General features: G+C 61.1%; 22 protein-coding genes. 17 read left to right on the plus strand and 5 right to left on the minus strand.

Features of this window, described 5'->3' with window-relative positions; genetic code table 11:
- The first annotated feature begins 154 nt into the window (after positions 1-154).
- A complete protein-coding gene (gene purL, locus NTD84_RS26670) occupies positions 155-4,051 on the plus strand; it encodes a phosphoribosylformylglycinamidine synthase (protein WP_262171938.1) in 3,897 nt (1,298 codons plus the stop codon).
- Between the two features lie 4 nt (positions 4,052-4,055).
- Positions 4,056-4,367: an NGG1p interacting factor NIF3 gene (locus tag NTD84_RS26675; protein ID WP_262171940.1), complete on the plus strand. Its 312-nt coding sequence runs from the start codon at positions 4,056-4,058 to the stop codon at positions 4,365-4,367.
- A 181-nt stretch (positions 4,368-4,548) separates the two neighbouring features.
- Here the strand turns inward: NTD84_RS26675 and NTD84_RS26680 are convergent, their stop codons facing one another.
- Positions 4,549-5,055, minus strand: coding sequence for a murein L,D-transpeptidase family protein (locus tag NTD84_RS26680; RefSeq protein ID WP_262171942.1), 507 nt, complete (start codon positions 5,053-5,055; stop codon positions 4,549-4,551).
- Between the two features lie 90 nt (positions 5,056-5,145).
- On the minus strand, positions 5,146-5,697 hold the full coding sequence (locus NTD84_RS26685; RefSeq protein ID WP_262171944.1) for an NUDIX hydrolase: 552 nt from the start codon (positions 5,695-5,697) through the stop codon (positions 5,146-5,148).
- 158 nt (positions 5,698-5,855) lie between these two features.
- Between NTD84_RS26685 and NTD84_RS26690 the strand changes: the two genes are divergently transcribed.
- From NTD84_RS26690 to purT, 5 genes are all read left to right on the plus strand, one after another.
- A complete protein-coding gene (locus NTD84_RS26690) occupies positions 5,856-6,455 on the plus strand; it encodes a CoA pyrophosphatase (protein ID WP_007944856.1) in 600 nt (199 codons plus the stop codon).
- Positions 6,456-6,514: 59 nt separating this feature from the next.
- A complete protein-coding gene (locus NTD84_RS26695) occupies positions 6,515-7,039 on the plus strand; it encodes a gamma carbonic anhydrase family protein (RefSeq protein ID WP_262171948.1) in 525 nt (174 codons plus the stop codon).
- Complete coding sequence (locus NTD84_RS26700; protein WP_262171951.1) at positions 7,036-7,248, plus strand: DUF1289 domain-containing protein; 213 nt, start codon at positions 7,036-7,038, stop codon at positions 7,246-7,248. The genes NTD84_RS26695 and NTD84_RS26700 overlap by 4 nt, the downstream gene beginning before the upstream one ends.
- A 59-nt stretch (positions 7,249-7,307) precedes the next feature.
- Positions 7,308-7,775, plus strand: coding sequence for a VUT family protein (locus NTD84_RS26705; protein ID WP_262171954.1), 468 nt, complete (start codon positions 7,308-7,310; stop codon positions 7,773-7,775).
- A gap of 100 nt (positions 7,776-7,875) precedes the next feature.
- Positions 7,876-9,057 (plus strand): formate-dependent phosphoribosylglycinamide formyltransferase, encoded by a 1,182-nt coding sequence (purT, locus tag NTD84_RS26710; protein ID WP_262171956.1) that lies wholly within the window; start codon positions 7,876-7,878, stop codon positions 9,055-9,057.
- 160 nt (positions 9,058-9,217) lie between these two features.
- On the opposite strand, the gene NTD84_RS26715 is transcribed toward purT, so the two are convergent.
- The 3 genes from NTD84_RS26715 to NTD84_RS26725 all read right to left on the minus strand — a co-directional run bounded on the left by NTD84_RS26715 (position 9,218) and on the right by NTD84_RS26725 (position 12,816).
- Positions 9,218-10,534, minus strand: a complete 1,317-nt coding sequence (locus tag NTD84_RS26715) for an MFS transporter (protein ID WP_262171959.1) — start codon at positions 10,532-10,534, stop codon at positions 9,218-9,220.
- A gap of 221 nt (positions 10,535-10,755) precedes the next feature.
- Positions 10,756-11,991 (minus strand): transporter associated domain-containing protein, encoded by a 1,236-nt coding sequence (locus tag NTD84_RS26720; protein WP_262171962.1) that lies wholly within the window; start codon positions 11,989-11,991, stop codon positions 10,756-10,758.
- Positions 11,992-12,003: 12 nt separating this feature from the next.
- Positions 12,004-12,816 carry an inner membrane protein YpjD gene (locus tag NTD84_RS26725; protein WP_262171965.1) on the minus strand — a complete coding sequence of 271 codons (813 nt, stop codon included), beginning with the start codon at positions 12,814-12,816 and terminating at the stop codon, positions 12,004-12,006.
- A 195-nt stretch (positions 12,817-13,011) separates the two neighbouring features.
- Here NTD84_RS26725 and ffh point away from each other — a divergent pair, with 195 nt between their 5' ends.
- The 10 genes from ffh (at position 13,012) to NTD84_RS26775 (ending at position 22,094) form a co-directional block, all read left to right on the plus strand.
- On the plus strand, positions 13,012-14,388 hold the full coding sequence (gene ffh, locus NTD84_RS26730) for a signal recognition particle protein (protein ID WP_017340267.1): 1,377 nt from the start codon (positions 13,012-13,014) through the stop codon (positions 14,386-14,388).
- Positions 14,389-14,657: 269 nt separating this feature from the next.
- Entirely contained in the window at positions 14,658-14,909 is a 252-nt protein-coding gene (gene rpsP, locus NTD84_RS26735) for a 30S ribosomal protein S16 (protein ID WP_003198088.1), read from the plus strand.
- Positions 14,910-14,914: 5 nt separating this feature from the next.
- Positions 14,915-15,451: a ribosome maturation factor RimM gene (rimM, locus tag NTD84_RS26740; RefSeq protein WP_253437012.1), complete on the plus strand. Its 537-nt coding sequence runs from the start codon at positions 14,915-14,917 to the stop codon at positions 15,449-15,451.
- Positions 15,452-15,453: 2 nt separating this feature from the next.
- Positions 15,454-16,206, plus strand: coding sequence for a tRNA (guanosine(37)-N1)-methyltransferase TrmD (gene trmD, locus NTD84_RS26745; protein WP_262171973.1), 753 nt, complete (start codon positions 15,454-15,456; stop codon positions 16,204-16,206).
- 45 nt (positions 16,207-16,251) lie between these two features.
- The gene (rplS, locus tag NTD84_RS26750) at positions 16,252-16,602 is read left to right on the plus strand and encodes a 50S ribosomal protein L19 (RefSeq protein ID WP_003175895.1); all 351 of its coding nucleotides are present in this window, start codon (positions 16,252-16,254) and stop codon (positions 16,600-16,602) included.
- Between the two features lie 100 nt (positions 16,603-16,702).
- On the plus strand, positions 16,703-17,599 hold the full coding sequence (xerD, locus tag NTD84_RS26755) for a site-specific tyrosine recombinase XerD (RefSeq protein WP_084321881.1): 897 nt from the start codon (positions 16,703-16,705) through the stop codon (positions 17,597-17,599).
- Positions 17,600-17,853: 254 nt separating this feature from the next.
- Positions 17,854-18,585, plus strand: a complete 732-nt coding sequence (gene dsbC / locus NTD84_RS26760) for a bifunctional protein-disulfide isomerase/oxidoreductase DsbC (RefSeq protein WP_262171977.1) — start codon at positions 17,854-17,856, stop codon at positions 18,583-18,585.
- A 133-nt stretch (positions 18,586-18,718) separates the two neighbouring features.
- Positions 18,719-20,023 carry a homoserine dehydrogenase gene (locus NTD84_RS26765; RefSeq protein WP_262171979.1) on the plus strand — a complete coding sequence of 435 codons (1,305 nt, stop codon included), beginning with the start codon at positions 18,719-18,721 and terminating at the stop codon, positions 20,021-20,023.
- 66 nt (positions 20,024-20,089) lie between these two features.
- Positions 20,090-21,499 (plus strand): threonine synthase, encoded by a 1,410-nt coding sequence (thrC, locus tag NTD84_RS26770; protein ID WP_262171982.1) that lies wholly within the window; start codon positions 20,090-20,092, stop codon positions 21,497-21,499.
- A gap of 310 nt (positions 21,500-21,809) precedes the next feature.
- Entirely contained in the window at positions 21,810-22,094 is a 285-nt protein-coding gene (locus NTD84_RS26775; protein WP_262171983.1) for a DUF3509 domain-containing protein, read from the plus strand.
- Positions 22,095-22,150 lie beyond the last annotated feature (56 nt).

Genomic DNA, 22,150 nt, shown 5'->3' on the forward strand with positions numbered 1-22,150 from the left:
GTAAAAATAACCCTCGGCAGACCGCCGTTTCCGGTGCAAATACCCGGCCCGACGTTCGGGTACGGTCGTGCGTACCGTTTCGGGTGATGTGGCGGGCTGTTTAGGCTAGAATGCACGGCCTCAAAGCACACCCCTTCCCGAGGCTGTCCCGAAGATGTTGATCCTGCGCGGCGCTCCTGCCCTTTCTGCCTTTCGCCACAGCAAACTCCTTGAGCAACTGAGCCAGAAGGTTCCGGCTGTCAGTGGCCTGTATGCTGAATTCGCTCACTTCGCCGAAGTTACCGGCGTCCTGACCGGCGACGAACAGCAGGTGCTCGCGCGCCTTCTGAAGTACGGTCCAAGCGTTCCGGTACAGGAGCCGACCGGTCGCCTGTTCCTGGTGTTGCCGCGTTTCGGCACCATCTCGCCGTGGTCCAGCAAGGCCAGCGACATCGCTCGCAACTGCGGCCTGAGCAAGATCCAGCGCCTGGAGCGCGGCATCGCGTTCTATGTGGCCGGCCAGTTCAGCGACGCCGACGCGCAGCTGATCGCCGATGCCTTGCACGACCGCATGACCCAGATCGTCCTCGGCAACCTTGAGCAAGCCGCCGGCCTGTTCAGCCACGCCGAACCCAAGCCGCTGACCGCGATCGACGTGCTCGGTGGCGGCCGCGCCGCGCTGGAAAAAGCCAACACCGAGCTGGGCCTGGCCCTGGCCGAAGACGAGATCGACTACCTGGTCAACGCCTTCATCGGCCTGAAACGCAACCCGCACGACATCGAGCTGATGATGTTCGCCCAGGCGAACTCCGAGCACTGCCGTCACAAGATCTTCAACGCCAGTTGGGACATCGACGGCCAGAGCCAGGAAAAAAGCCTGTTCGGCATGATCAAGAACACTTACCAGATGCACAGCGAAGGCGTCCTGTCCGCTTATAAGGACAACGCTTCGGTGATCGTCGGTAACGTGGCCGGCCGTTTCTTCCCGGACCCTGAAACCCGCCAGTACGGCGCGGTGCAGGAGCCGGTGCACATCCTGATGAAAGTCGAGACCCACAACCACCCGACCGCGATTGCCCCGTTTCCGGGCGCATCCACCGGCAGTGGCGGCGAGATTCGTGACGAAGGTGCCACCGGTCGCGGCGCCAAGCCAAAGGCCGGCCTGACCGGTTTCACCGTTTCCAACCTGCAGATCCCGGGCTTCGAACAACCGTGGGAAGTGCCGTACGGCAAGCCCGAGCGCATCGTCACTGCGCTGGACATCATGATCGAAGGCCCGTTGGGTGGCGCTGCGTTCAACAACGAATTCGGTCGTCCGGCCCTGACCGGCTATTTCCGTACCTTCGAACAGTCGATCACCACCCCCCGTGGCGACGAAGTTCGCGGTTACCACAAGCCGATCATGCTGGCTGGCGGCATGGGTAACATTCGTGCCGAACACGTGCAGAAAGGCGAGATCACCGTCGGTTCCAAGCTGATCGTGCTCGGCGGCCCGGCGATGTTGATCGGCCTGGGCGGCGGTGCGGCGTCCTCCATGGCCACCGGCACCAGCTCGGCGGACCTGGATTTCGCTTCGGTACAGCGCGAAAACCCGGAAATGGAGCGTCGCTGCCAGGAAGTCATCGACCGTTGCTGGCAATTGGGTGACAAGAACCCGATCAGCTTCATCCACGACGTCGGCGCGGGCGGCCTGTCCAATGCCTTCCCGGAACTGGTCAACGACGGCAACCGTGGCGGTCGCTTCGAACTGCGCAACATTCCAAACGACGAGCCGGGCATGGCCCCGCACGAAATCTGGAGTAACGAATCCCAGGAACGTTATGTTCTGGCCGTCGGCCCGGCCGACTTCGAACGCTTCCAGGCCATCTGCGAACGCGAGCGCTGCCCGTTCGCCGTGGTCGGCGAAGCCACTGCCGAGCCGCAACTGACGGTCACCGACAGTCACTTCGGCAACAGCCCGGTCGACATGCCGCTGGAAGTACTGCTGGGCAAGGCCCCGCGCATGCACCGTTCAGCCTTGCGGGAAAACGAGCTGGGCGACGATTTCGATCCGTCGACCCTGACGATTGCCGACTGCGTCGAGCGCGTTCTGCATCACCCGGCCGTGGCCAGCAAAAGCTTCCTGATCACCATCGGCGACCGCACCATCACCGGCCTCGTGGCCCGTGACCAGATGGTCGGCCCTTGGCAGGTCCCGGTGGCCGACGTTGCCGTCACCGCCACCAGCTTCGACGTCTACACCGGTGAAGCGATGGCCATGGGCGAGCGCACTCCGCTGGCCCTGCTGGACGCTCCTGCGTCGGGCCGCATGGCCATCGGCGAAACCCTGACCAACATCGCCGCCTCGCGCATCAACAAGATCTCCGACATCAAGCTGTCGGCGAACTGGATGTCGGCGGCCGGTCACCCCGGCGAAGACGCGCGCCTGTACGACACCGTGAAAGCGGTCGGCATGGAACTGTGCCCGGAGTTGGGCATTACCATTCCGGTGGGCAAGGACTCCATGTCCATGGCCACACGCTGGAACGACGAAGGCGTCGACAAGACCGTTACTTCTCCAATGTCCCTGATCGTGACCGGTTTCGCGCCCGTGGCTGACATCCGTCAGACCCTGACGCCGGAACTGCGCATGGACAAGGGCACCACTGACCTGATCCTGATCGACCTGGGCCGTGGCCAGAACCGCATGGGCGCCTCGATCCTCGCCCAGGTGCACGGCAAGCTCGGCTCGCAAGCGCCGGACGTCGATGATGCCGAAGACCTGAAGGCGTTCTTCGCGGTGATCCAGGGCCTGAATGCCGACGGTCACCTGCTGGCGTACCACGACCGTTCCGACGGTGGCCTGCTGACCAGCGCCGTGGAAATGGCCTTCGCCGGCCACTGCGGGCTGAGCCTGAACCTCGACGGTCTGGCGGAAACCTCCGCCGACATCGCCGCGATCCTGTTCAACGAAGAGCTGGGTGCGGTGATCCAGGTTCGTCAGGACGCCACCCCGGACATCCTCGCGCAATTCAGCGCGGCGGGTCTCGGTGAGTGCGTGTCGGTGATCGGTCAGCCAATCAACAATGGCCAGATCAACATCGCCTTCAACGGCGAAACCGTGTTCGAAGGCCAGCGGCGTCTGCTGCAACGCCAGTGGGCCGAGACCAGCTTCCAGATCCAGCGCCTGCGTGACAACGCCGATTGCGCCGAGCAAGAATTCGACGTGCTGCTGGAAGAAGACAATCCGGGCCTGAGCGTCAAGCTGAGCTACGACGTCAACCAGGACGTCGCTGCGCCTTACATCAAGAAAGGCATCCGCCCACAGGTGGCCGTGCTGCGTGAGCAGGGCGTCAACGGTCAGGTGGAAATGGCGGCGGCGTTCGACCGCGCCGGTTTCAACGCGATCGACGTACACATGAGCGACATTCTGGCCGGCCGTGTCGACCTGAACGAGTTCAAGGGCCTGGTGGCGTGCGGTGGTTTCTCCTACGGCGACGTGCTGGGTGCCGGCGAAGGCTGGGCCAAGTCGGCCTTGTTCAACAGCCGCGCCCGCGATGCGTTCCAGGGTTTCTTCGAGCGTAACGACAGCTTCACCCTCGGCGTGTGCAACGGTTGCCAGATGATGTCCAACCTGCACGAGCTGATCCCGGGCAGCGAGTTCTGGCCGCACTTCGTGCGTAACCGTTCCGAGCAGTTCGAAGCCCGCGTGGCGATGGTCCAGGTTCAGGAGTCCAACTCGATCTTCCTGCAAGGCATGGCCGGTTCGCGCATGCCGATCGCCATTGCTCACGGCGAAGGTCATGCCGAGTTCGAAAGCGAAGAAGCATTGCTGGAAGCCGATCTGTCGGGTTGTGTGGCCCTGCGTTTCGTCGACAACCACGGCAAGGTCACCGAAAACTACCCGGCCAACCCGAACGGTTCGCCGCGCGGGATTACTGGTTTGACCAGCCGCGACGGTCGCGTGACGATCATGATGCCGCACCCGGAGCGGGTGTTCCGCGCCGTGCAGAACTCGTGGCGTTCGGAAGACTGGAACGAAGACGCGCCATGGATGCGCATGTTCCGCAACGCTCGCGTTTGGGTGAACTGAGGCGGTGTACAAGCTCAGCTTCTTTGTGCCCGACAGCCACGTCGAGACGGTGAAAACCGCCGTCTTCGAAGCGGGTGGCGGGCGTATCGGCGACTACGACCACTGTGCCTGGCAAGTGCTGGGCCAGGGCCAGTTCCGCGCGCTGGATGGCAGCCAGCCGTTTATCGGTCAGGTGGGGCAGGTGGAAGTGGTTGAAGAATGGAAGGTTGAGCTGGTGGTGGCGGAGGAATTGATCGTGGCCGTGGTGGCCGCGTTGAAACTCAGCCATCCCTATGAGACACCGGCCTATGAGGTGTGGCGGTTGGAGGATTTCTGATCCCTGCTGCAGATATGAAAAACCCGCTGAAAGCGATTTCAGCGGGTTTTTTTTGTCCGGGATTTGTGAGGTCGATGAGGCCTCTTCGCGAGCAGGCTCACTTCCACAATGGTTCGCTGTACAGAAATCTACTGTGGGAGCGAGCCTGCTCGCGAAGAGGCCCTGGCGAACGCCATCCGGACTAAGGTCGAATCTCGATCATCGTGCCGTCCGGCACCAGATTCCACACTTCGCGCATGTCGGCATTGCGCAGGGCAATGCAGCCGTCGGTCCAGTCCAGGGTGTGGAACAGGTCTTCGGGAGTCTCCTCGGAGTCCGGTGTGCCGTGGATCATGATCATGCCACCGGGTTCCACGCCTTCACGGCGGGCGCGCGCGGAGTCGCTGATGTTCGGGTAGGAGATGTGCATCGCCAGGTTGAATTTGTCGCTGGTCTTGCGCCAATCCAGCCAATAGAAGCCTTCCGGGGTGCGTTTGTCGCCTTCTATCAGCTTCGGGCCCTTTTTCGCCCCTTTGCCCAGGGAGATGCGATAGGTCTTGAGCGGCTTGCCGTCATTGATCAGTTGCAATTGGTGGGCGGATTTGAGAACCAGGATTTTTTCGATGACTTTGCCGTCATAGGTGCCCAAGGCGGAAGCCTGGGAGACAGCGACGAACGTCAAGCAGAACAGGGCAAGCAACCAGCGCATTGAAACGATATCCCTAGAGGTGTCGCATGTTTTGTAGGCGCTGCTGCAGGCTGCGATCTTTTTGCGGCTTGCGCAGCTTACGAATTCAAATCAGGTAATGGCAGGCTGAGTCAGCGGCGGGATCGACTCGGAGCGCACGGGGTAGGCCTCGGTCCGCCGATCAGCGAAGAAGCATTCTAAGGTACGGCCCACCGTGCGGAAAGCCAGGTCGGACCATGGAATATCGACTTCGTCGAAAAGCGCTACTTCCAGGCTTTCGGGCCCGGCGGAAAAATCCAGGTCCACCAGTTCGGCGCGGAAGAACACGTGCACCTGACTGATGTGCGGGACATCGATCAACGTGTAGATGCTCAGGTTGCGCACCCGGGCGCAGGCCTCTTCAGCCGTTTCGCGAACGGCCGCCTGCTCGATGGTTTCACCGTTTTCCATGAAGCCGGCGGGCAGGGTCCAGTAACCGAGTCGCGGCTCGATGGCGCGGCGGCACAGCAACACTTTCGAGCCCCAGGTCGCCACGCAGCCGGCAACGATATTGGGGTTCTGGTAGTGAATCGTCTGACAGCTGTCACAGACAAATCGCAGGCGCGAGTCGCCTTCGGGAATGCGCTGGGTGACGGGCTTGCCGCACTGACTGCAGAATTTCATGCTTGGGTTCCTGGGTGCCGCGTCTATCTTTGCGTGCATCTTGGCGTGCGACGGTATCAGTCGGCAAGTTGTCGTTTAGCGACACGCGGCAGTTCGGGGGTTGGGCGGTCGGTGTGATTGGTGCATGATGCGAGGTAGCGAACAAATCGAGAAGACTCATGCTGGACGAGCTACTGCATCGAGTAAGCAACCACACCCCACGCACACTGGAAACCGACAAGCGTTTCCCTGAGGCCGCGGTCCTGGTGCCCATCACCCGCAGTGATGAACCGGAACTGGTCCTGACCCTGCGCGCCAGCGGGCTCTCGACCCATGGCGGCGAAGTCGCCTTTCCCGGAGGGCGGCGCGATCCCGAGGACCCGGACCTGATTTTCACCGCGCTGCGCGAAGCCGAGGAAGAAATCGGCTTGCCCCCGGGGCTGGTCGAGGTGATCGGCCCGCTGAGTCCGCTGATCTCGCTGCACGGGATCAAGGTCACCCCGTATGTGGGCGTGATCCCTGATTTCGTCGAGTACCGGGCCAACGATGCCGAAATTGCCGCGGTGTTCAGCGTGCCGCTGGAGTTTTTTCGCAAGGATCCGCGTGAGCACACCCATCGCATCGATTATCAGGGCCGCAGTTGGTACGTGCCGAGTTACCGTTACGGCGAGTACAAGATCTGGGGCCTGACCGCGATCATGATCGTCGAGTTGATCAACCTGCTCTACGACGCCAAAATCAGCCTGCATCAGCCGCCCAAGAGTTTTATCAACACCTGAAGCCATCGCTCGTATGGCGCGTTTTGCAAGTGAGCCGGCCTGGCCTTGAGGACAATAAGATGAAATACCGCCTGGGCGACGCCCGCGTCGAAACCCATCCGCAGAGCTGGGTCGCACCCAATGCCGTGCTGGTGGGCAAGGTCAAACTGGAAGAGGGCGCCAACGTCTGGTTCAACGCCGTGCTGCGTGGCGACAACGAACTGATCCTGATCGGCAAGAACAGCAACGTCCAGGACGGCACGGTGATGCACACCGACATGGGCTACCCGCTGACCATCGGCACCGGCGTGACCATCGGCCACAACGCCATGCTCCACGGCTGCACCGTCGGTGATTACAGTCTGATCGGCATCAACGCGGTCATCCTCAACGGCGCAAAAATCGGCAAGAACTGCATCATCGGCGCCAACTCGCTGATCGGCGAAGGCAAGGAAATTCCCGACGGCTCGCTGGTCATGGGCTCGCCCGGCAAGGTCGTGCGTGAACTGACCGAGCCGCAGAAGAAAATGCTCGAAGCCAGTGCCGCTCACTACGTGCATAACTCGCAGCGTTATGCCCGGGATCTGGCCGAGCAGGAACAATGACCGCGCCCGAACCCCCGGTTCGCTCGCCCTGTGTGAACATCTGCGCGCTGGACGACGATGATATCTGCACCGGGTGCCAGCGCACGGTGGCAGAAATCACCGGCTGGAGCCGGATGGACAATGATGAGCGGCGCAAAGTGTTGGGCTTGTGTCACGAACGGGCCAAGTCCAGCGGGTTGCTGTGGATGGTGGAAGCCAAAGGCAGGTAAACACCTGTGGGAGCGAGCCTGAAGTACCCTGCACACCCTATTTCCAAGTCTCCAAACCTATGCTTTTCCTGATCGCCTACATCAGCAGCGTCGTGCTGATCAACTTCGCTTTCTCCACCGCGCCGCACCTGGACATCATCTGGTCCGCCTGGGGCGGATTGGTGTTTGTGCTGCGCGACATGGTGCAAACCCGCTTCGGCCATGGCGCGATCGCGGCGATGCTGGCGGCGCTGGTGCTGTCGTATGTCACCTCCGATCCCTCCATCGCCCTGGCCAGCGCCACGGCGTTCGCGGTCTCCGAGTGCATCGACTGGCTGGTCTTCAGCGTCACCAGGCGTCCGCTGCACGACCGCCTGTGGATAAGTTCGGCCCTGAGCATTCCCCTCGATACCTTCATCTTCTTTGGCATGATCGACGCGTTCACCCCGGCAGTGATCCTCACCGCCATGGCCTCGAAGTTCGCCGGTGTAACGGCCGTCTGGCTGATCATGGTTTGGCGCTTGCGCAAACAGGCCGTCGCCAGCTGAAGCCAAACCCTGCGGTTCATGTAAAATGCCGCGCTTTCTCCCCATGGGAAGCGCGCGAGCCGTCGCAACCCGAGATGATCCGCTCCTTTGAGGACCTGAGATGACCCGTATCGGAACTCCATTGTCGCCAACCGCGACCCGCGTATTGATGTGTGGCTGTGGTGAGTTGGGCAAGGAAGTGGTGATCGAGCTGCAACGCCTGGGCGTTGAAGTGATTGCCGTGGATCGCTACGCCAACGCGCCGGCCATGCAGGTTGCCCATCGCAGCCACGTGATCAACATGCTCGACGGCGCGGCCCTGCGTGCAGTGATCGAAGCCGAAAAGCCGCACTTCATCGTGCCGGAGATCGAAGCCATCGCGACCGCGACCCTGGTCGAGCTGGAAGCCGAAGGCTTCACCGTGATCCCGACCGCGCGGGCCACGCAACTGACCATGAACCGTGAAGGCATCCGTCGCCTGGCCGCCGAAGAGCTGGACCTGCCGACCTCGCCCTACCATTTCGCCGACACCTTCGAGGACTACAGCAAAGCCGTCGAGGACCTGGGTTTCCCGTGCGTGGTCAAGCCGGTGATGAGTTCTTCGGGCAAAGGCCAGAGCCTGCTGCGCAGCGCCGACGAGGTGAAAGCCGCGTGGGATTACGCGCAGGAAGGCGGGCGCGCCGGTAAAGGTCGGGTAATCGTCGAGGGCTTCATCGACTTCGATTACGAAATCACCTTGCTCACCGTGCGCCACGCTGGCGGCACGACGTTCTGCGCGCCGGTCGGTCACCGTCAGGAGAAGGGCGACTACCAGGAATCCTGGCAGCCACAAGCCATGAGCCCGGTTGCCCTGGCGGAATCCGAGCGGGTGGCCAAAGCGGTCACCGAGGCGCTGGGCGGTCGCGGTCTGTTTGGTGTCGAGTTATTTATCAAAGGCGATCAGGTGTGGTTCAGCGAAGTCTCGCCGCGCCCGCATGACACGGGTCTGGTGACCCTGATTTCCCAAGACCTTTCGCAGTTTGCGCTGCACGCGCGGGCGATCCTCGGCCTGCCGATTCCGCTGATTCGCCAGTTCGGGCCGTCGGCCTCGGCGGTGATTCTGGTGGAAGGGCAGTCGACCCAGACGGCGTTCGCCAACCTGGGCGCTGCGTTGAGCGAACCGGACACGGCGTTGCGCCTGTTCGGCAAGCCTGAAGTGAACGGTCAGCGTCGGATGGGCGTGGCGTTGGCGCGGGATGAGTCGATTGAAGCGGCTCGCGCAAAGGCGACCCGTGCTTCGAAGGCGGTCGTAGTCGAGCTGTAACGATGTATCTGTAGGAGCGAGCATGCTCGCGATGGTGGATCAGACACCGCGGGGTGTCTGACGGCCAGCGTCATCGTTAACGCCCATCGCGGACAAGTCCGCTCCTACAGGGTGGTCACGCTGTACCTGTGGGAGCTGGCTTGCCAGCGATGGCGATTTGTCAGGCCACCCGATTCAGATCGTTATGCCGCGTCTCTTTCAGGCACAGCACTGCGATCAGGCTCAACACCGCCGCCCCCGACACATACCCGCCGACATAACTCAAACCGCCCATCGCCACCAGCTTCTGCGCGAAGAACGGCGCCGCCGAGGCGCCGACAATGCCGCCCAGGTTGTAGGCCGCTGACGCGCCGGTGTAACGCACGTGCGTCGGAAACAGCTCCGGCAGCAGTGCCCCCATCGGGGCGAACGTCACGCCCATCAGAAACAGCTCGATGCACAGGAACAGCGCCACGCTCCAGGTTGAACCCTGGGTCAGCAGCGGCTCCATCAAGAAACCGGACAGAATCGCCAGCACGCCACCGATGATCAGCACCGGTTTACGCCCGTAACGGTCACTGGCCCACGCCGATAGCGGCGTGGCGGCGGCCATGAACAGCACCGCGAAGCACAGCAGGCCGAGGAAGGTTTCGCGGGTGTAGCCAAGCGTCGAAACGCCGTAACTCAGGGAAAACACGGTCGAGATGTAGAACAGCGCATAGCACACCACCATCGACCCGGCCCCCAGCAAAACGGGCGCCCAGTATTGGCTGAACAGCTCGACCAGAGGAATCTTCACGCGTTCCTGGCGCGCCATGGCGTTGGCGAAGACGGGGGTTTCGTGAAGTTTCAAGCGTACATACAAACCGACCATCACCAGCACCGCGCTGAGCAGGAACGGGATGCGCCAGCCCCACGAGCGAAACTGCTGGTCATCCAGCGTCATCGCCAGTGTCAGAAACAGGCCGTTGGCAGCGAGGAAACCAATCGAAGGACCGAGCTGCGGGAACATGCCGAACCAGGCGCGTTTGCCCTTGGGCGCATTTTCCGTCGCCAGCAAAGCCGCGCCGCCCCATTCGCCGCCCAGGCCCAGGCCTTGGCCGAAACGCAACACGCAAAGCAGGATCGGCGCCCAGGCGCCAATGGCGTCATAACCCGGTAGCACGCCGATCAGCGTGGTGCAGACGCCCATCAGCAGCAGCGAGGCGACCAGCGTCGATTTACGTCCGATGCGGTCACCGAAGTGACCAAACAACGCCGAGCCCAGTGGCCGGGCGAGGAACGCGATACCAAACGTGAGAAACGCCGAGAGCATCTGGGCGGTGCCGGAAGTCTGCGGAAAGAACACCGGACCGATCACCAGCGCCGCGGCCGTGGCGTACACGTAGAAGTCGTAGAACTCGATGGCGGTGCCGATGAAACTCGCGGTCGCCACGCGGGTGGCGGAGTTCGTCGGTTGCGCAGGCGTGGTTTCGGTATAGGTCGAGCTGGTCGTCATGCGGTTATCCCTGACAGTCATATGCCCCAGTGGAGCGAGTTTTTATGGTCGAACACCCAGGGATGTGGGTTTAACGCGGGGTGCGGGTAGCACGGGGTGGGGCAGGGCTTGGGTAAGCGGAATCGATTATGCCACGGTCGTTGTCGCGATTTGTAGGTGCGGCCGGGCGGCCTTCTGTTTGGAGCGCATCGCCAGCAAGCCGGGTCCTACAGGGCCGGATGTCAGACGGGGGCGGGCAGTGCGGCGGTATGCCAGATCAGTACGCGAGTCACGCGATTGTCCTCGGTCTCGAGTATCTCCAGCCGATAACGGCCGATCTTCAGGCACACCGCGCTGTCCGGGATCGTTTCCAACGCCTCGGTCACCAGCCCGTTGAGGGTTTTCGGGCCGTCACTGGGCAGGTGCCAGCCGAGGCTTTTGTTCAGTTCGCGAATCGATGCCGCGCCATCGATCACCAGGCGCCCGTCGGCCTGTGGATGGATGTGCGGATTGTCCAGGCTGTGCTGGCTTTCGAATTCGCCGACGATTTCTTCGAGGATGTCTTCCAGCGTGACGATGCCGAGCACTTCGCCGTACTCGTCGACCACCATGCCCAGACGTCGCTGCTGCTTGTGGAAGTTCAGCAGTTGCAGTTGCAGCGGGGTGCTTTCCGGCACGAAGTACGGGTCGTGACACGCGGCCAGCAGCGCTTCGCGAGTCAGGTTGCCCTCAGGCAGCAGATGGCGGATCTGCCGGGTATTGAGCACCGCCTCGACCTGATTGATGTCGCTGTGGAACACCGGCAGGCGCGTGCGTCGGTTGGCACGCAGTTGCTCGAGAATGTCTGCGATCGGGTCGTCCAGGTTGATCCCGTCGACATCGCTGCGTGGCACCAGGATGTCATTGACCGTGATGTTGTCCAGCGCGTGGATGCCCGACAGCGGGTGCGGCCGGCAGACCGGATGGTCCTGGTCGTCGTGGCGATCCTTTGGCGTCTCGTCTTCGCTTTGCTGCACCACGTTGGGTTTGCGGGCGAACGGTCGCGTCAGCAACTGACTGATGCCATTGAGCAGCCAGGCGGCGGGGTAGATGATTTTCAGCGGCACGCCGAGCAGGGTATTGCCCAGGGCCATGACTGCATCGGGATAGCGCGTAGCCAGGGTGCGCGGCAGGTAGTCGGCGAACACCAGCAGGATCGCGCCGGCCCCAACGCATGCCGCCCACGGGCCATTTTCGGCCCAGGTGAAAATCGCCAGCAAGGTGCTGATGACCACCACCAGGGCCCGACACAAGGTGTTGCAGAAGATCAGGCTATGCAGCGGGAAATTCAGCTTCGCCACCGGCTTGTCGCCTGAGCGCGAGGCGGTGCGTTGGGCCAGCAGATGCTGTTGCGCCGTTTCAATGGCGGTAAACAGCCCTGACCAAAGAATCAGCAGGGCCATTACGGCGAGCATCGGCCCTATGGGCAAGTCGTCCATTGATGCCGCCCGTCAGATGTGCAGGATGTATTCACGGACCAGCTTGCTGCCGAAATACGCCAGCATCAGCAGGCAGAAACCGGCGAGGGTCCAGCGAATGGCCTTGTGTCCGCGCCAGCCGAGGTGGTTACGGCCCCAGAGCAGCACGCTGAAGACGATCCAGGCCAGGCACGCCAGCAGGGTCTTGTGCACCAGGTGCTGGGCGAACAGGTTGTCGACGAACAGCCAGCCGGAAATCAACGACAACGACAACAGGGTCCAGCCGGCCCAGAGGAAGCCGAACAGCAGGCTTTCCATGGTTTGCAGCGGCGGGAAATTCTTGATCAGGCCGGACGGATGCTTGTGCTTGAGCTGATGGTCCTGGACCAGCAGCAGCAAGGCCTGGAACACCGCGATGGTGAACATGCCATAGGCGAGGATCGACAGCAGGATGTGGGCGAGAATGCCCGGTTCTTCATCGATGATCTGCACGGTGCCGGCGGGGGCGAACTGCGCCAACAGCACGGTCGCCAGGCCCAGCGGGAACAGCAATACCAGCAGGTTCTCCACCGGAATCCGCGAGCAGGCCAGCAGGGTCAGGGCGATGACCGCTGCAGCAATCAGGCTGGCGGCACTGAAGAAGTCCAGGCCCAGGCCGATCGGCGTCAACAGGTGAGTGAACAGGCTGGCGCTGTGAGCCAGGACGGCCAGCACGCCGAGCGTGACCAGCAGGCGCTTGTTCGCCTTGGCGCCGGAGGCCAGGCGGGTGCCTTGGTAGATAGTCGCAGCGGCATACAAGCAGGCGGCGGCGAGAGTGGTGAGCAAACTGGGTGACAAGGGGAGCATAAATCCTGTTAGGCAAGCCCGAAAGGCGCTGAGTTTGGCATAGAACCCACGCGGCACGAAAGTGCGAGGTGTCCGCCAGACGCAGTCTTCGCTATAATCCGCGACCTGCCCACGCCGCAGGCTCGCCGAGCACATGTTGATTCCGGTCTGGGCCGCCATTATCCCGGTCTACACAGGGCCTGAAAGGATCGCGCAATGTTTGAAAACTTAACCGACCGTCTCTCGCAGACGCTGCGCCATGTCACCGGCAAGGCCAAGCTGACCGAGGACAACATCAAAGACACCCTGCGCGAAGTGCGCATGGCGTTGCTCGAAGCCGACGTCGCCTTGCCGGTGGTGAAGGACTTCGTCAATTCGGTCAAGGAACGCGCTGTCGGCACCGAGGTGTCGCGCAGCCTGACGCCGGGCCAGGCCTTCGTGAAGATCGTCCAGGCCGAACTCGAAAGCCTGATGGGCGCGGCCAACGAAGACCTGAACCTGAGCGCCGTTCCACCTGCTGTCGTGTTGATGGCCGGTTTGCAGGGCGCCGGTAAAACCACCACCGCCGGCAAACTCGCGCGCTTCCTTAAAGAGCGCAAGAAGAAGTCGGTCATGGTCGTGTCCGCGGACGTTTACCGTCCGGCGGCGATCAAGCAGCTGGAAATGCTCGCAGGCGAAGTCGGTGTCACCTTCTTCCCGTCCGACCTGAGCCAGAAGCCGGTCGAGATTGCGCAAGCGGCTATTAAAGAAGCCAAGCTGAAATTCATCGACGTGGTCATCGTCGACACCGCCGGTCGTCTGCACATCGATGAAGAGATGATGGGCGAGATCAAGGCCTTGCACGCTGCGATCAACCCGGTCGAGACCCTGTTCGTGGTGGACGCCATGACCGGCCAGGACGCCGCCAACACGGCCAAGGCCTTCGGCGATGCACTGCCGCTGACCGGCGTGATCCTGACCAAGGTCGACGGCGATGCCCGTGGCGGTGCCGCACTGTCGGTCCGCGCCATTACCGGCAAGCCGATCAAGTTCATCGGTATGGGCGAGAAGAGCGAAGCGCTCGAGCCGTTCCACCCTGAACGAATCGCTTCGCGCATCCTCGGCATGGGCGACGTGCTCAGCCTGATCGAACAGGCCGAAGCCACCCTCGACAAGGACAAGGCCGACAAACTGGCCAAGAAACTGAAGAAGGGCAAGGGCTTCGACCTCGAAGACTTCCGCGATCAGTTGCAACAGATGAAGAACATGGGCGGCCTCGGCGGCCTCATGGACAAACTGCCGAACATCGGCGGCGTGAACCTGGCGCAGATGGGCAACGCCCAGGGCGCGGCAGAGAAGCAATTCAAACAGATGGAAGCCATCATCAATTCCATGACTCCGGCCGAGCGCCGCGACCCTGAGCTGATCAGCGGTTCGCGCAAACGCCGGATCGCCATGGGGTCCGGCACCCAGGTGCAGGACATCGGCCGCTTGATCAAGCAGCACAAGCAGATGCAGAAGATGATGAAGAAATTCTCCGCGAAAGGCGGAATGGCCAAAATGATGCGCGGCATGGGCGGTATGTTGCCCGGCGGCGGCATGCCGAAGATGTAATGCCCTGTCACAGGGCAGCAGAATCCGCGCCGGTCATCGCACCGGCGCAGACCCGCAGGGAAGCGGGATCTCCAGCAAACCCGCACATGGCGGGAGCTGACTGGCCGTTTTCAACGACGGCTCTATAGCAAATCTGGATGGCGGCCGATAGACCGCCGGAAAAAGTCATTTGCAAAAGTCCGGATATTCCTTAGAATATGCGGCCTTTCGGGCACCTATGCCCGCTGTGCCTTTAGATTTGCAGCACCGACTACAGGAACGATGTTCACATGCTAACAATCCGTCTTGCCCTTGGCGGCTCCAAAAAGCGCCCGTTTTACCACTTGACCGTAACCGACAGCCGCAACCCGCGCGACGGTTCGCACAAGGAACAGGTTGGTTTCTTCAACCCTGTTGCTCGTGGTCAGGAAGTTCGTCTGTCCGTGAACCAAGAGCGCGTAGCCTACTGGCTGAGCGTTGGTGCACAACCTTCTGAGCGCGTTGCTCAGTTGTTGAAGGAATCTGCTAAGGCTGCGGCCTGAGCAATATGAACGCGACGCCAGCTGTTGCCGATGATTTGATCGTTATTGGCAAAATTTATTCTGTTCATGGCGTTCGCGGCGAAGTGAAGGTGTATTCCTTTACTGATCCAATCAAGAACCTGCTGGACTACAAAACCTGGACGCTCAAGCGTGACGGCAATGTAAAGCAGGTAGAGCTGGTCAGCGGACGCGGGAATGACAAATTCCTGGTCGCGAAGCTCAAGGACCTCGATGATCGTGAAGAAGCTCGTCTTCTGGCCGGTTATGAGATCTGTGTGCCACGCAACCTGTTCCCTGAACTGACCGACGGCGAGTACTACTGGTACCAGCTGGAAGGTCTCAAGGTCATCGATACCCTCGGGCAACTGTTCGGGAAGATCGATCACCTGTTAGAGACTGGCTCGAACGATGTCATGGTGGTCAAGCCTTGCGCTGGCAGCCTGGATGATCGCGAACGCCTGTTGCCCTATACGGAGCAATGCGTGTTGGCCGTCGACCTTGCCGCAGGCGAGATGAAGGTGGATTGGGACGCGGATTTCTAAGCGTGGCTAACTTGCGCGTAGAAGTGATCAGTTTGTTTCCCGAGATGTTCTCCGCCATCAGCGAGTACGGCATCACCAGTCGGGCGGTGAAACAGGGGCTGTTGCAGCTCACCTGTTGGAATCCGCGAGACTACACGACGGATCGACATCACACTGTGGACGATCGCCCATTTGGCGGTGGTCCGGGCATGGTGATGAAGATCAAGCCCCTGGAAGATGCTCTGGTTCAGGCCAAGGCAGCAGCCGGGGAGGCGGCGAAGGTGATTTACCTGTCCCCCCAAGGCCGTCAACTGACTCAGTCGGCGGTACGCAAGTTGGCGAATCTGGATGCATTGATCCTGATTGCCGGCCGTTATGAAGGCATTGACGAGCGTTTCATTGAAGCTCATGTCGATGAAGAGTGGTCGATTGGCGACTATGTACTGTCTGGCGGCGAGCTGCCGGCGATGGTCCTGATCGATGCGGTTACACGACTGCTGCCTGGAGCTTTAGGGCATGCGGACTCCGCCGAGGAAGATTCCTTTACGGATGGTTTGCTGGATTGCCCGCACTACACCCGACCGGAGGTGTATGCGGATCAGCGTGTTCCCGACGTATTGCTAAGTGGCAATCACGCGCACATCCGGCGTTGGCGTTTACAGCAGTCCCTTGGTAGGACCTTTGAACGACGCGCCGATCTTCTGGAAAGCCGCTCGCTTTCTGGAGAAGAGAAGAAGCTGCTCGAGGAATACATCCGCGAGCGGGACGATAGTTAACAACGTATCGATGGTAGATCCGACGATTTACCTTAGGAGCACAGCATGACTAACAAAATCATCCTTGCACTCGAAGCAGAGCAGATGACCAAAGAGATCCCTACCTTTGCCCCGGGCGACACCATTGTCGTTCAGGTGAAAGTGAAGGAAGGCGACCGTTCGCGTCTGCAAGCGTTCGAAGGTGTTGTTATCGCCAAGCGTAACCGCGGCGTAAACAGTGCTTTCACCGTTCGTAAAATCTCCAACGGTGTTGGCGTAGAGCGTACTTTCCAGACCTACAGCCCGCAAATCGACAGCATGGCCGTTAAACGTCGCGGTGACGTACGTAAAGCCAAGCTGTACTACCTGCGTGACCTGTCCGGTAAAGCAGCTCGCATCAAGGAAAAACTGGCTTAAGTCCAGCTTCCCGATGCAGAAAAAAGCAGCCTAAGGGCTGCTTTTTTGTTGCCCGCGATTTATCTTCCATGGCCGTATTGCCTGTCCTGCCTGAGCCTTTATGCCTGCCATCGATCATCCTCTGATAGACCAGTTTCTCGATGCCCTTTGGCTGGAGAAAGGTCTTTCCGACAACACCCGTGATGCCTATCGCAGCGACCTCGCGCTGTTCAACGGCTGGCTGCAGGACAAAGGGCTGGAGCTGATCAACGCCGGGCGTGAGTTGATCCTCGATCACCTGGCCTGGCGCCTGGAGCAAAACTACAAGCCTCGCTCCACGGCACGATTTCTCTCCGGCGTGCGTGGCTTCTATCGCTATTTGTTGCGGGAAAAGTTGATTGCCGTCGATCCGACGTTACGCGTCGATATGCCGCAACTGGGTAGGCCGCTGCCTAAATCGTTGTCGGAAGCGGATGTGGAAGCGCTGCTGAAGGCGCCGGACCTGAGCGAAGCCATCGGCCAGCGCGATCGCGCCATGCTCGAAGTGCTTTACGCCTGCGGTTTGCGGGTGACGGAATTGATCAGTCTGACGCTGGAACAGGTCAACCTGCGCCAGGGCGTGCTGCGGGTGATGGGCAAGGGCAGCAAGGAACGCCTGGTGCCGATGGGCGAAGAGGCGATTGTCTGGGTTGAGCGCTACATGCGCGACGCTCGTGGCGAGTTGCTCGGCGGACGTCCGAGTGATGTGCTGTTCCCCAGTCAGCGCGGGGAGCAGATGACGCGCCAGACCTTCTGGCATCGCATCAAGCACCAGGCCAAGGTCGCCGGGATCGGCAAGTCGCTGTCGCCGCACACCTTGCGTCATGCCTTTGCTACGCACTTGCTTAACCATGGCGCCGACTTGCGGGTGGTGCAGATGCTGCTGGGCCACAGCGACCTCTCCACCACTCAGATCTACACCCACGTCGCCCGCGCCCGCTTGCAAGACCTGCACGCCAAACACCATCCTCGCGGGTGAATCCCCACTTGTAGGAGCGAGCTTGCTCGCGATGGTCGTTAACGATGACGCTGGCAGTCTGACACCCAACGGTGGACGTGACTCCATCGCGAGCAAGCTCGCTCCTACAGGGGCGCAGTTTGTCTCGTCACCTGGCATTCGGCCCCGCGGGCCTTATGTGGTAGGCTTTGCCGGTTTGCACGATGGGCGGTTATGACCCGGTGTTTCGGCACGGGCGTTCTGATCGTCCCATTTGTCCGCCTTCAGGAGTTCTCATGCGTCTGACCCAGATTTTCGCCGCCGCAGCCATTGCGTTGGTCAGCACCTTTGCCGTCGCCGATGACGCGGCCGACAAAGCCATCCGTAAAAGCCTCGAAAACCTCCAGCTCGAGGTGCCGGTAGAAACCATTACCGCCAGTCCGTTGCCCGGCCTTTACGAGGTTAAACTCAAAGGCAGCCGCGTGCTCTATGCCAGTGCCGACGGCCAATACGTGGTTCAGGGCTACATGTTCCAGCTCAAGGACGGCAAGCCGGTCAACCTGACCGAGAAGACCGAACGCCTGGGCATTTCCAAGCTGATCAACGAAATTCCGGTCGCGGAAACCGTGGTCTACCCGGCCATCGGCGAAACCAAATCGCATATCACGGTGTTCACCGACACCACCTGCCCGTACTGCCACAAACTGCACGCCGAAGTGCCCGAGCTGAACAAGCGCGGGATCGAAGTGCGCTACGTGGCGTTCCCGCGCCAGGGCCTGGGCTCGCCGGGTGACGAACAGCTGCAGGCGGTCTGGTGCTCGAAAGACAAGAAAGCGGCCATGGACAAAATGGTCGATGGCAAGGAAATCAAGGCCGCCAAGTGCGATAACCCGGTTTCCAAACAGTTCGCCCTCGGTCAGTCGATCGGCGTGAACGGCACGCCGGCCATCGTTCTGGCCGACGGTCAGGTCATTCCGGGCTACCAGCCTGCGCCACAAGTCGCCAAACTGGCGCTGGACGCGAAGTAATTCGTATCGTCACGGTCAGCCTGTGACGATCATGGCCCGGCGGCAACCTGTGCCGGGCCATCAATAGAGAGCCGCGTGCATGCGGCTGTTTCCACGGCCGGCCTCGAGTCGGCCGTTTTATGGGGAGTTCACAGTGAAACCGGTCAAAGTAGGCATCTGTGGGTTAGGGACCGTCGGTGGCGGAACCTTCAACGTACTTCAGCGCAACGCCGAGGAAATTGCTCGTCGTGCCGGGCGTGGAATCGAAGTGGCGCAAATTGCCACGCGCACGCCAAAGCCTCAGTTCCAGACGACCGGTATTGCGATTACCAACGATGTCTTCGAAGTGGCCACGAACCCTGAGATCGACATCGTCATAGAGCTGGTGGGCGGCTACACCGTTGCCCGTGAGCTGGTACTCAAAGCGATCGAGAACGGAAAACATGTGGTAACCGCGAACAAGGCGCTGATCGCCGTTCACGGTAATGAAATTTTCGCCAAGGCGCGCGAGAAAGGCGTGATCGTGGCGTTCGAAGCGGCCGTGGCTGGCGGCATTCCGGTGATCAAGGCGATTCGCGAAGGCTTGTCGGCCAACCGCATCAACTGGGTGGCCGGCATCATCAACGGCACCGGCAACTTCATCCTCACCGAAATGCGTGAGAAGGGCCGCACCTTCGAAGACGTACTCGCCGAAGCGCAAGCCCTGGGTTATGCCGAAGCCGATCCGACCTTCGACGTTGAAGGCATCGACGCGGCCCACAAGCTGACGATCCTCGCATCCATCGCGTTCGGTATTCCGTTGCAATTCGACAAGGCCTACACCGAAGGCATCACCAAACTGACCACCGCCGACGTGAACTACGCCGAAGCGCTGGGTTATCGCATCAAGCACCTCGGCGTCGCGCGCAGCACTGCGGCCGGTATCGAGTTGCGTGTGCACCCGACGCTGATTCCTGCCGATCGCCTGATCGCCAACGTCAACGGCGTGATGAACGCAGTGATGGTCAATGGCGATGCGGCCGGTTCGACGCTGTTCTACGGCGCCGGCGCCGGCATGGAGCCAACCGCTTCGTCGGTGATCGCCGACCTGGTGGACGTGGTTCGCGCCATGACCTCCGACCCGGAAAACCGTGTGCCGCACCTGGCCTTCCAGCCGGATTCGCTGTCGGCCCATCCGATCCTGCCGATCGAAGCCTGCGAAAGCGCCTACTACCTGCGCATCCAGGCCAAGGACCATCCGGGCGTACTGGCCCAGGTGGCGAGCATCCTGTCGGAGCGCGGCATCAACATCGAATCGATCATGCAGAAAGAGGTCGAAGAGCATGACGGTCTGGTGCCGATGATCCTGCTGACCCACCGCGTGCTGGAGCAGCACATCAACGACGCGATCGCCGCCCTGGAAGCCCTGGCGGGCGTGGTCGGTCCGGTCGTACGGATCCGCGTCGAGCACCTGAACTAAGCCGTTATCGTTCACCGGGCCCGCCTGCGGGCCCGGCTTTGCGAACACTGTCCATTGGAGTCAGTCATGCGTTATATCAGCACCCGCGGCCAGGCACCGGCCCTGAATTTCGAAGACGTCCTGCTGGCGGGTCTCGCCACCGACGGCGGTCTGTACGTCCCGGAAAACCTGCCACGTTTCACCCAGGAAGAAATCGCTTCCTGGGCCGGCCTGCCGTATCACGAACTGGCCTTCCGGGTGATGCGCCCGTTCGTCACCGGCAGCATTCCCGATGCCGATTTCAAAAAGATTCTGGAAGAGACCTACGGCGTGTTTTCCCACAACGCCGTGGCACCGTTGCGGCAGTTGAACGGCAACGAATGGGTGCTCGAGCTGTTCCACGGCCCGACCCTGGCGTTCAAGGATTTCGCCCTGCAACTGCTTGGTCGCCTGCTCGACTACGTGCTGGAAAAACGCGGTGAGCGCGTGGTGATCGTTGGCGCCACGTCCGGTGATACCGGTTCGGCCGCCATCGAAGGCTGCAAGCACTGCGAAAACGTCGACATCTTCATCCTGCACCCGCACAACCGCGTTTCCGAAGTGCAGCGTCGGCAGATGACCACGCTCTTCGGCGAGAATATCCACAACATCGCCATCGAAGGCAACTTCGATGACTGCCAGGAAATGGTCAAGGCGAGCTTTGCCGACCAGAGCTTCCTGAAAGGTACACGTCTGGTCGCGGTGAACTCGATCAACTGGGCGCGAATCATGGCCCAGATCGTTTACTACTTCCATGCGGCCCTGCAGCTGGGCGGGCCGGCGCGTTCGGTGTCGTTCTCGGTGCCGACCGGCAATTTCGGCGACATCTTCGCCGGTTACCTGGCGCGCAACATGGGCCTGCCGATCAACCAGTTGATCGTCGCCACCAACCGCAACGACATCCTGCACCGCTTCATGAGCGGCAATCACTACGTCAAGGAAACCCTGCACGCCACGCTGTCGCCGTCGATGGACATCATGGTGTCGTCGAACTTCGAGCGCCTGCTGTTTGATCTGCACGGTCGTAACGGCGCGGCGATTGCCGCGTTGATGGACAGCTTCAGGCAGGGCGGCGGTTTCAGCGTTGAACAGGAGCGCTGGACCGAGGCCCGCAAGTTGTTCGATTCCCTGGCGGTGGACGACGCGCAGACGTGCGAAACGATTGCCGAGGTGTACGAGCAGACTGGAGAGGTGCTGGATCCGCACACAGCGATCGGCGTGAAGGCTGCGCGTGAATGCCGTCGCAGCCTGGATATTCCGATGGTGATCCTTGGCACCGCCCACCCGGTCAAGTTCCCGGATGCGGTGGAGAAGGCGGGCGTCGGCAGGGCGTTGGAATTGCCTGTGCACCTGGCTGATTTGTTGGAGCGGGATGAGCGTTGCACTGTTCTGCCGAATGACCTGAAGGCTGTGCAAGCGTTCGTCAGCCAGCACGGCAATCGCGGCAAGCCGTTGTAAGAAACGCTCTATCCCCTGTAGGAGCGAGCACGCTCGCGAAAAACGCCCAGACAACGCGGGCATTCAGGTATCCCGCGTTATCGTTGACGTCCATCGTCGGAGCGCCGCCCGGAGCCTGCTCGCTCCTACAGGACCCATCCCGACCAGCGCCACGCCGCTGTTTTTCCCCTGTCACATTTCCCCTGCATTCTCTCAAGACCAAAGACGCAGCTTAGCGCTTTGTATCCAGAACTTTCTTCTCGGGCCGGTGGTCACTTACTGTAGACACGCCCCAGGCACTTTGTTTTCGGACTATTGAGTGGTGATCGAGATGGAAAGTATCAGCCTATTGCTCGGTGAGGCGCTGAGCCCTTATCAGGTGACGTTGACCCCGTCGGGCGCGCAGGGCGAATGCCTGGTGACATTGAAGAGCGCAACCGGCGCTATCGTGGTCGAGCGCGCATTCAATCAGGCGCAATTGAGCGACAAACGTCAGCTCACGGACGTGGTCGACGGTTTGCATCGCGATCTGATGATTGCCGAAGGACGCCTGGAACCCTGCGTGATCGCGGCGTTGCGCAATGCGGCACAGGACAAGGTCCTGGGTCGGGGATAAGTGAATTTTTTTTTATGGGAACCTTACGGGGCCCCGGTCAGTCAGAGGTTGTAACA

Origin of the sequence: Pseudomonas sp. 14P_8.1_Bac3 (assembly GCF_025466085.1) — a bacterium.
GTDB lineage: Bacteria > Pseudomonadota > Gammaproteobacteria > Pseudomonadales > Pseudomonadaceae > Aquipseudomonas.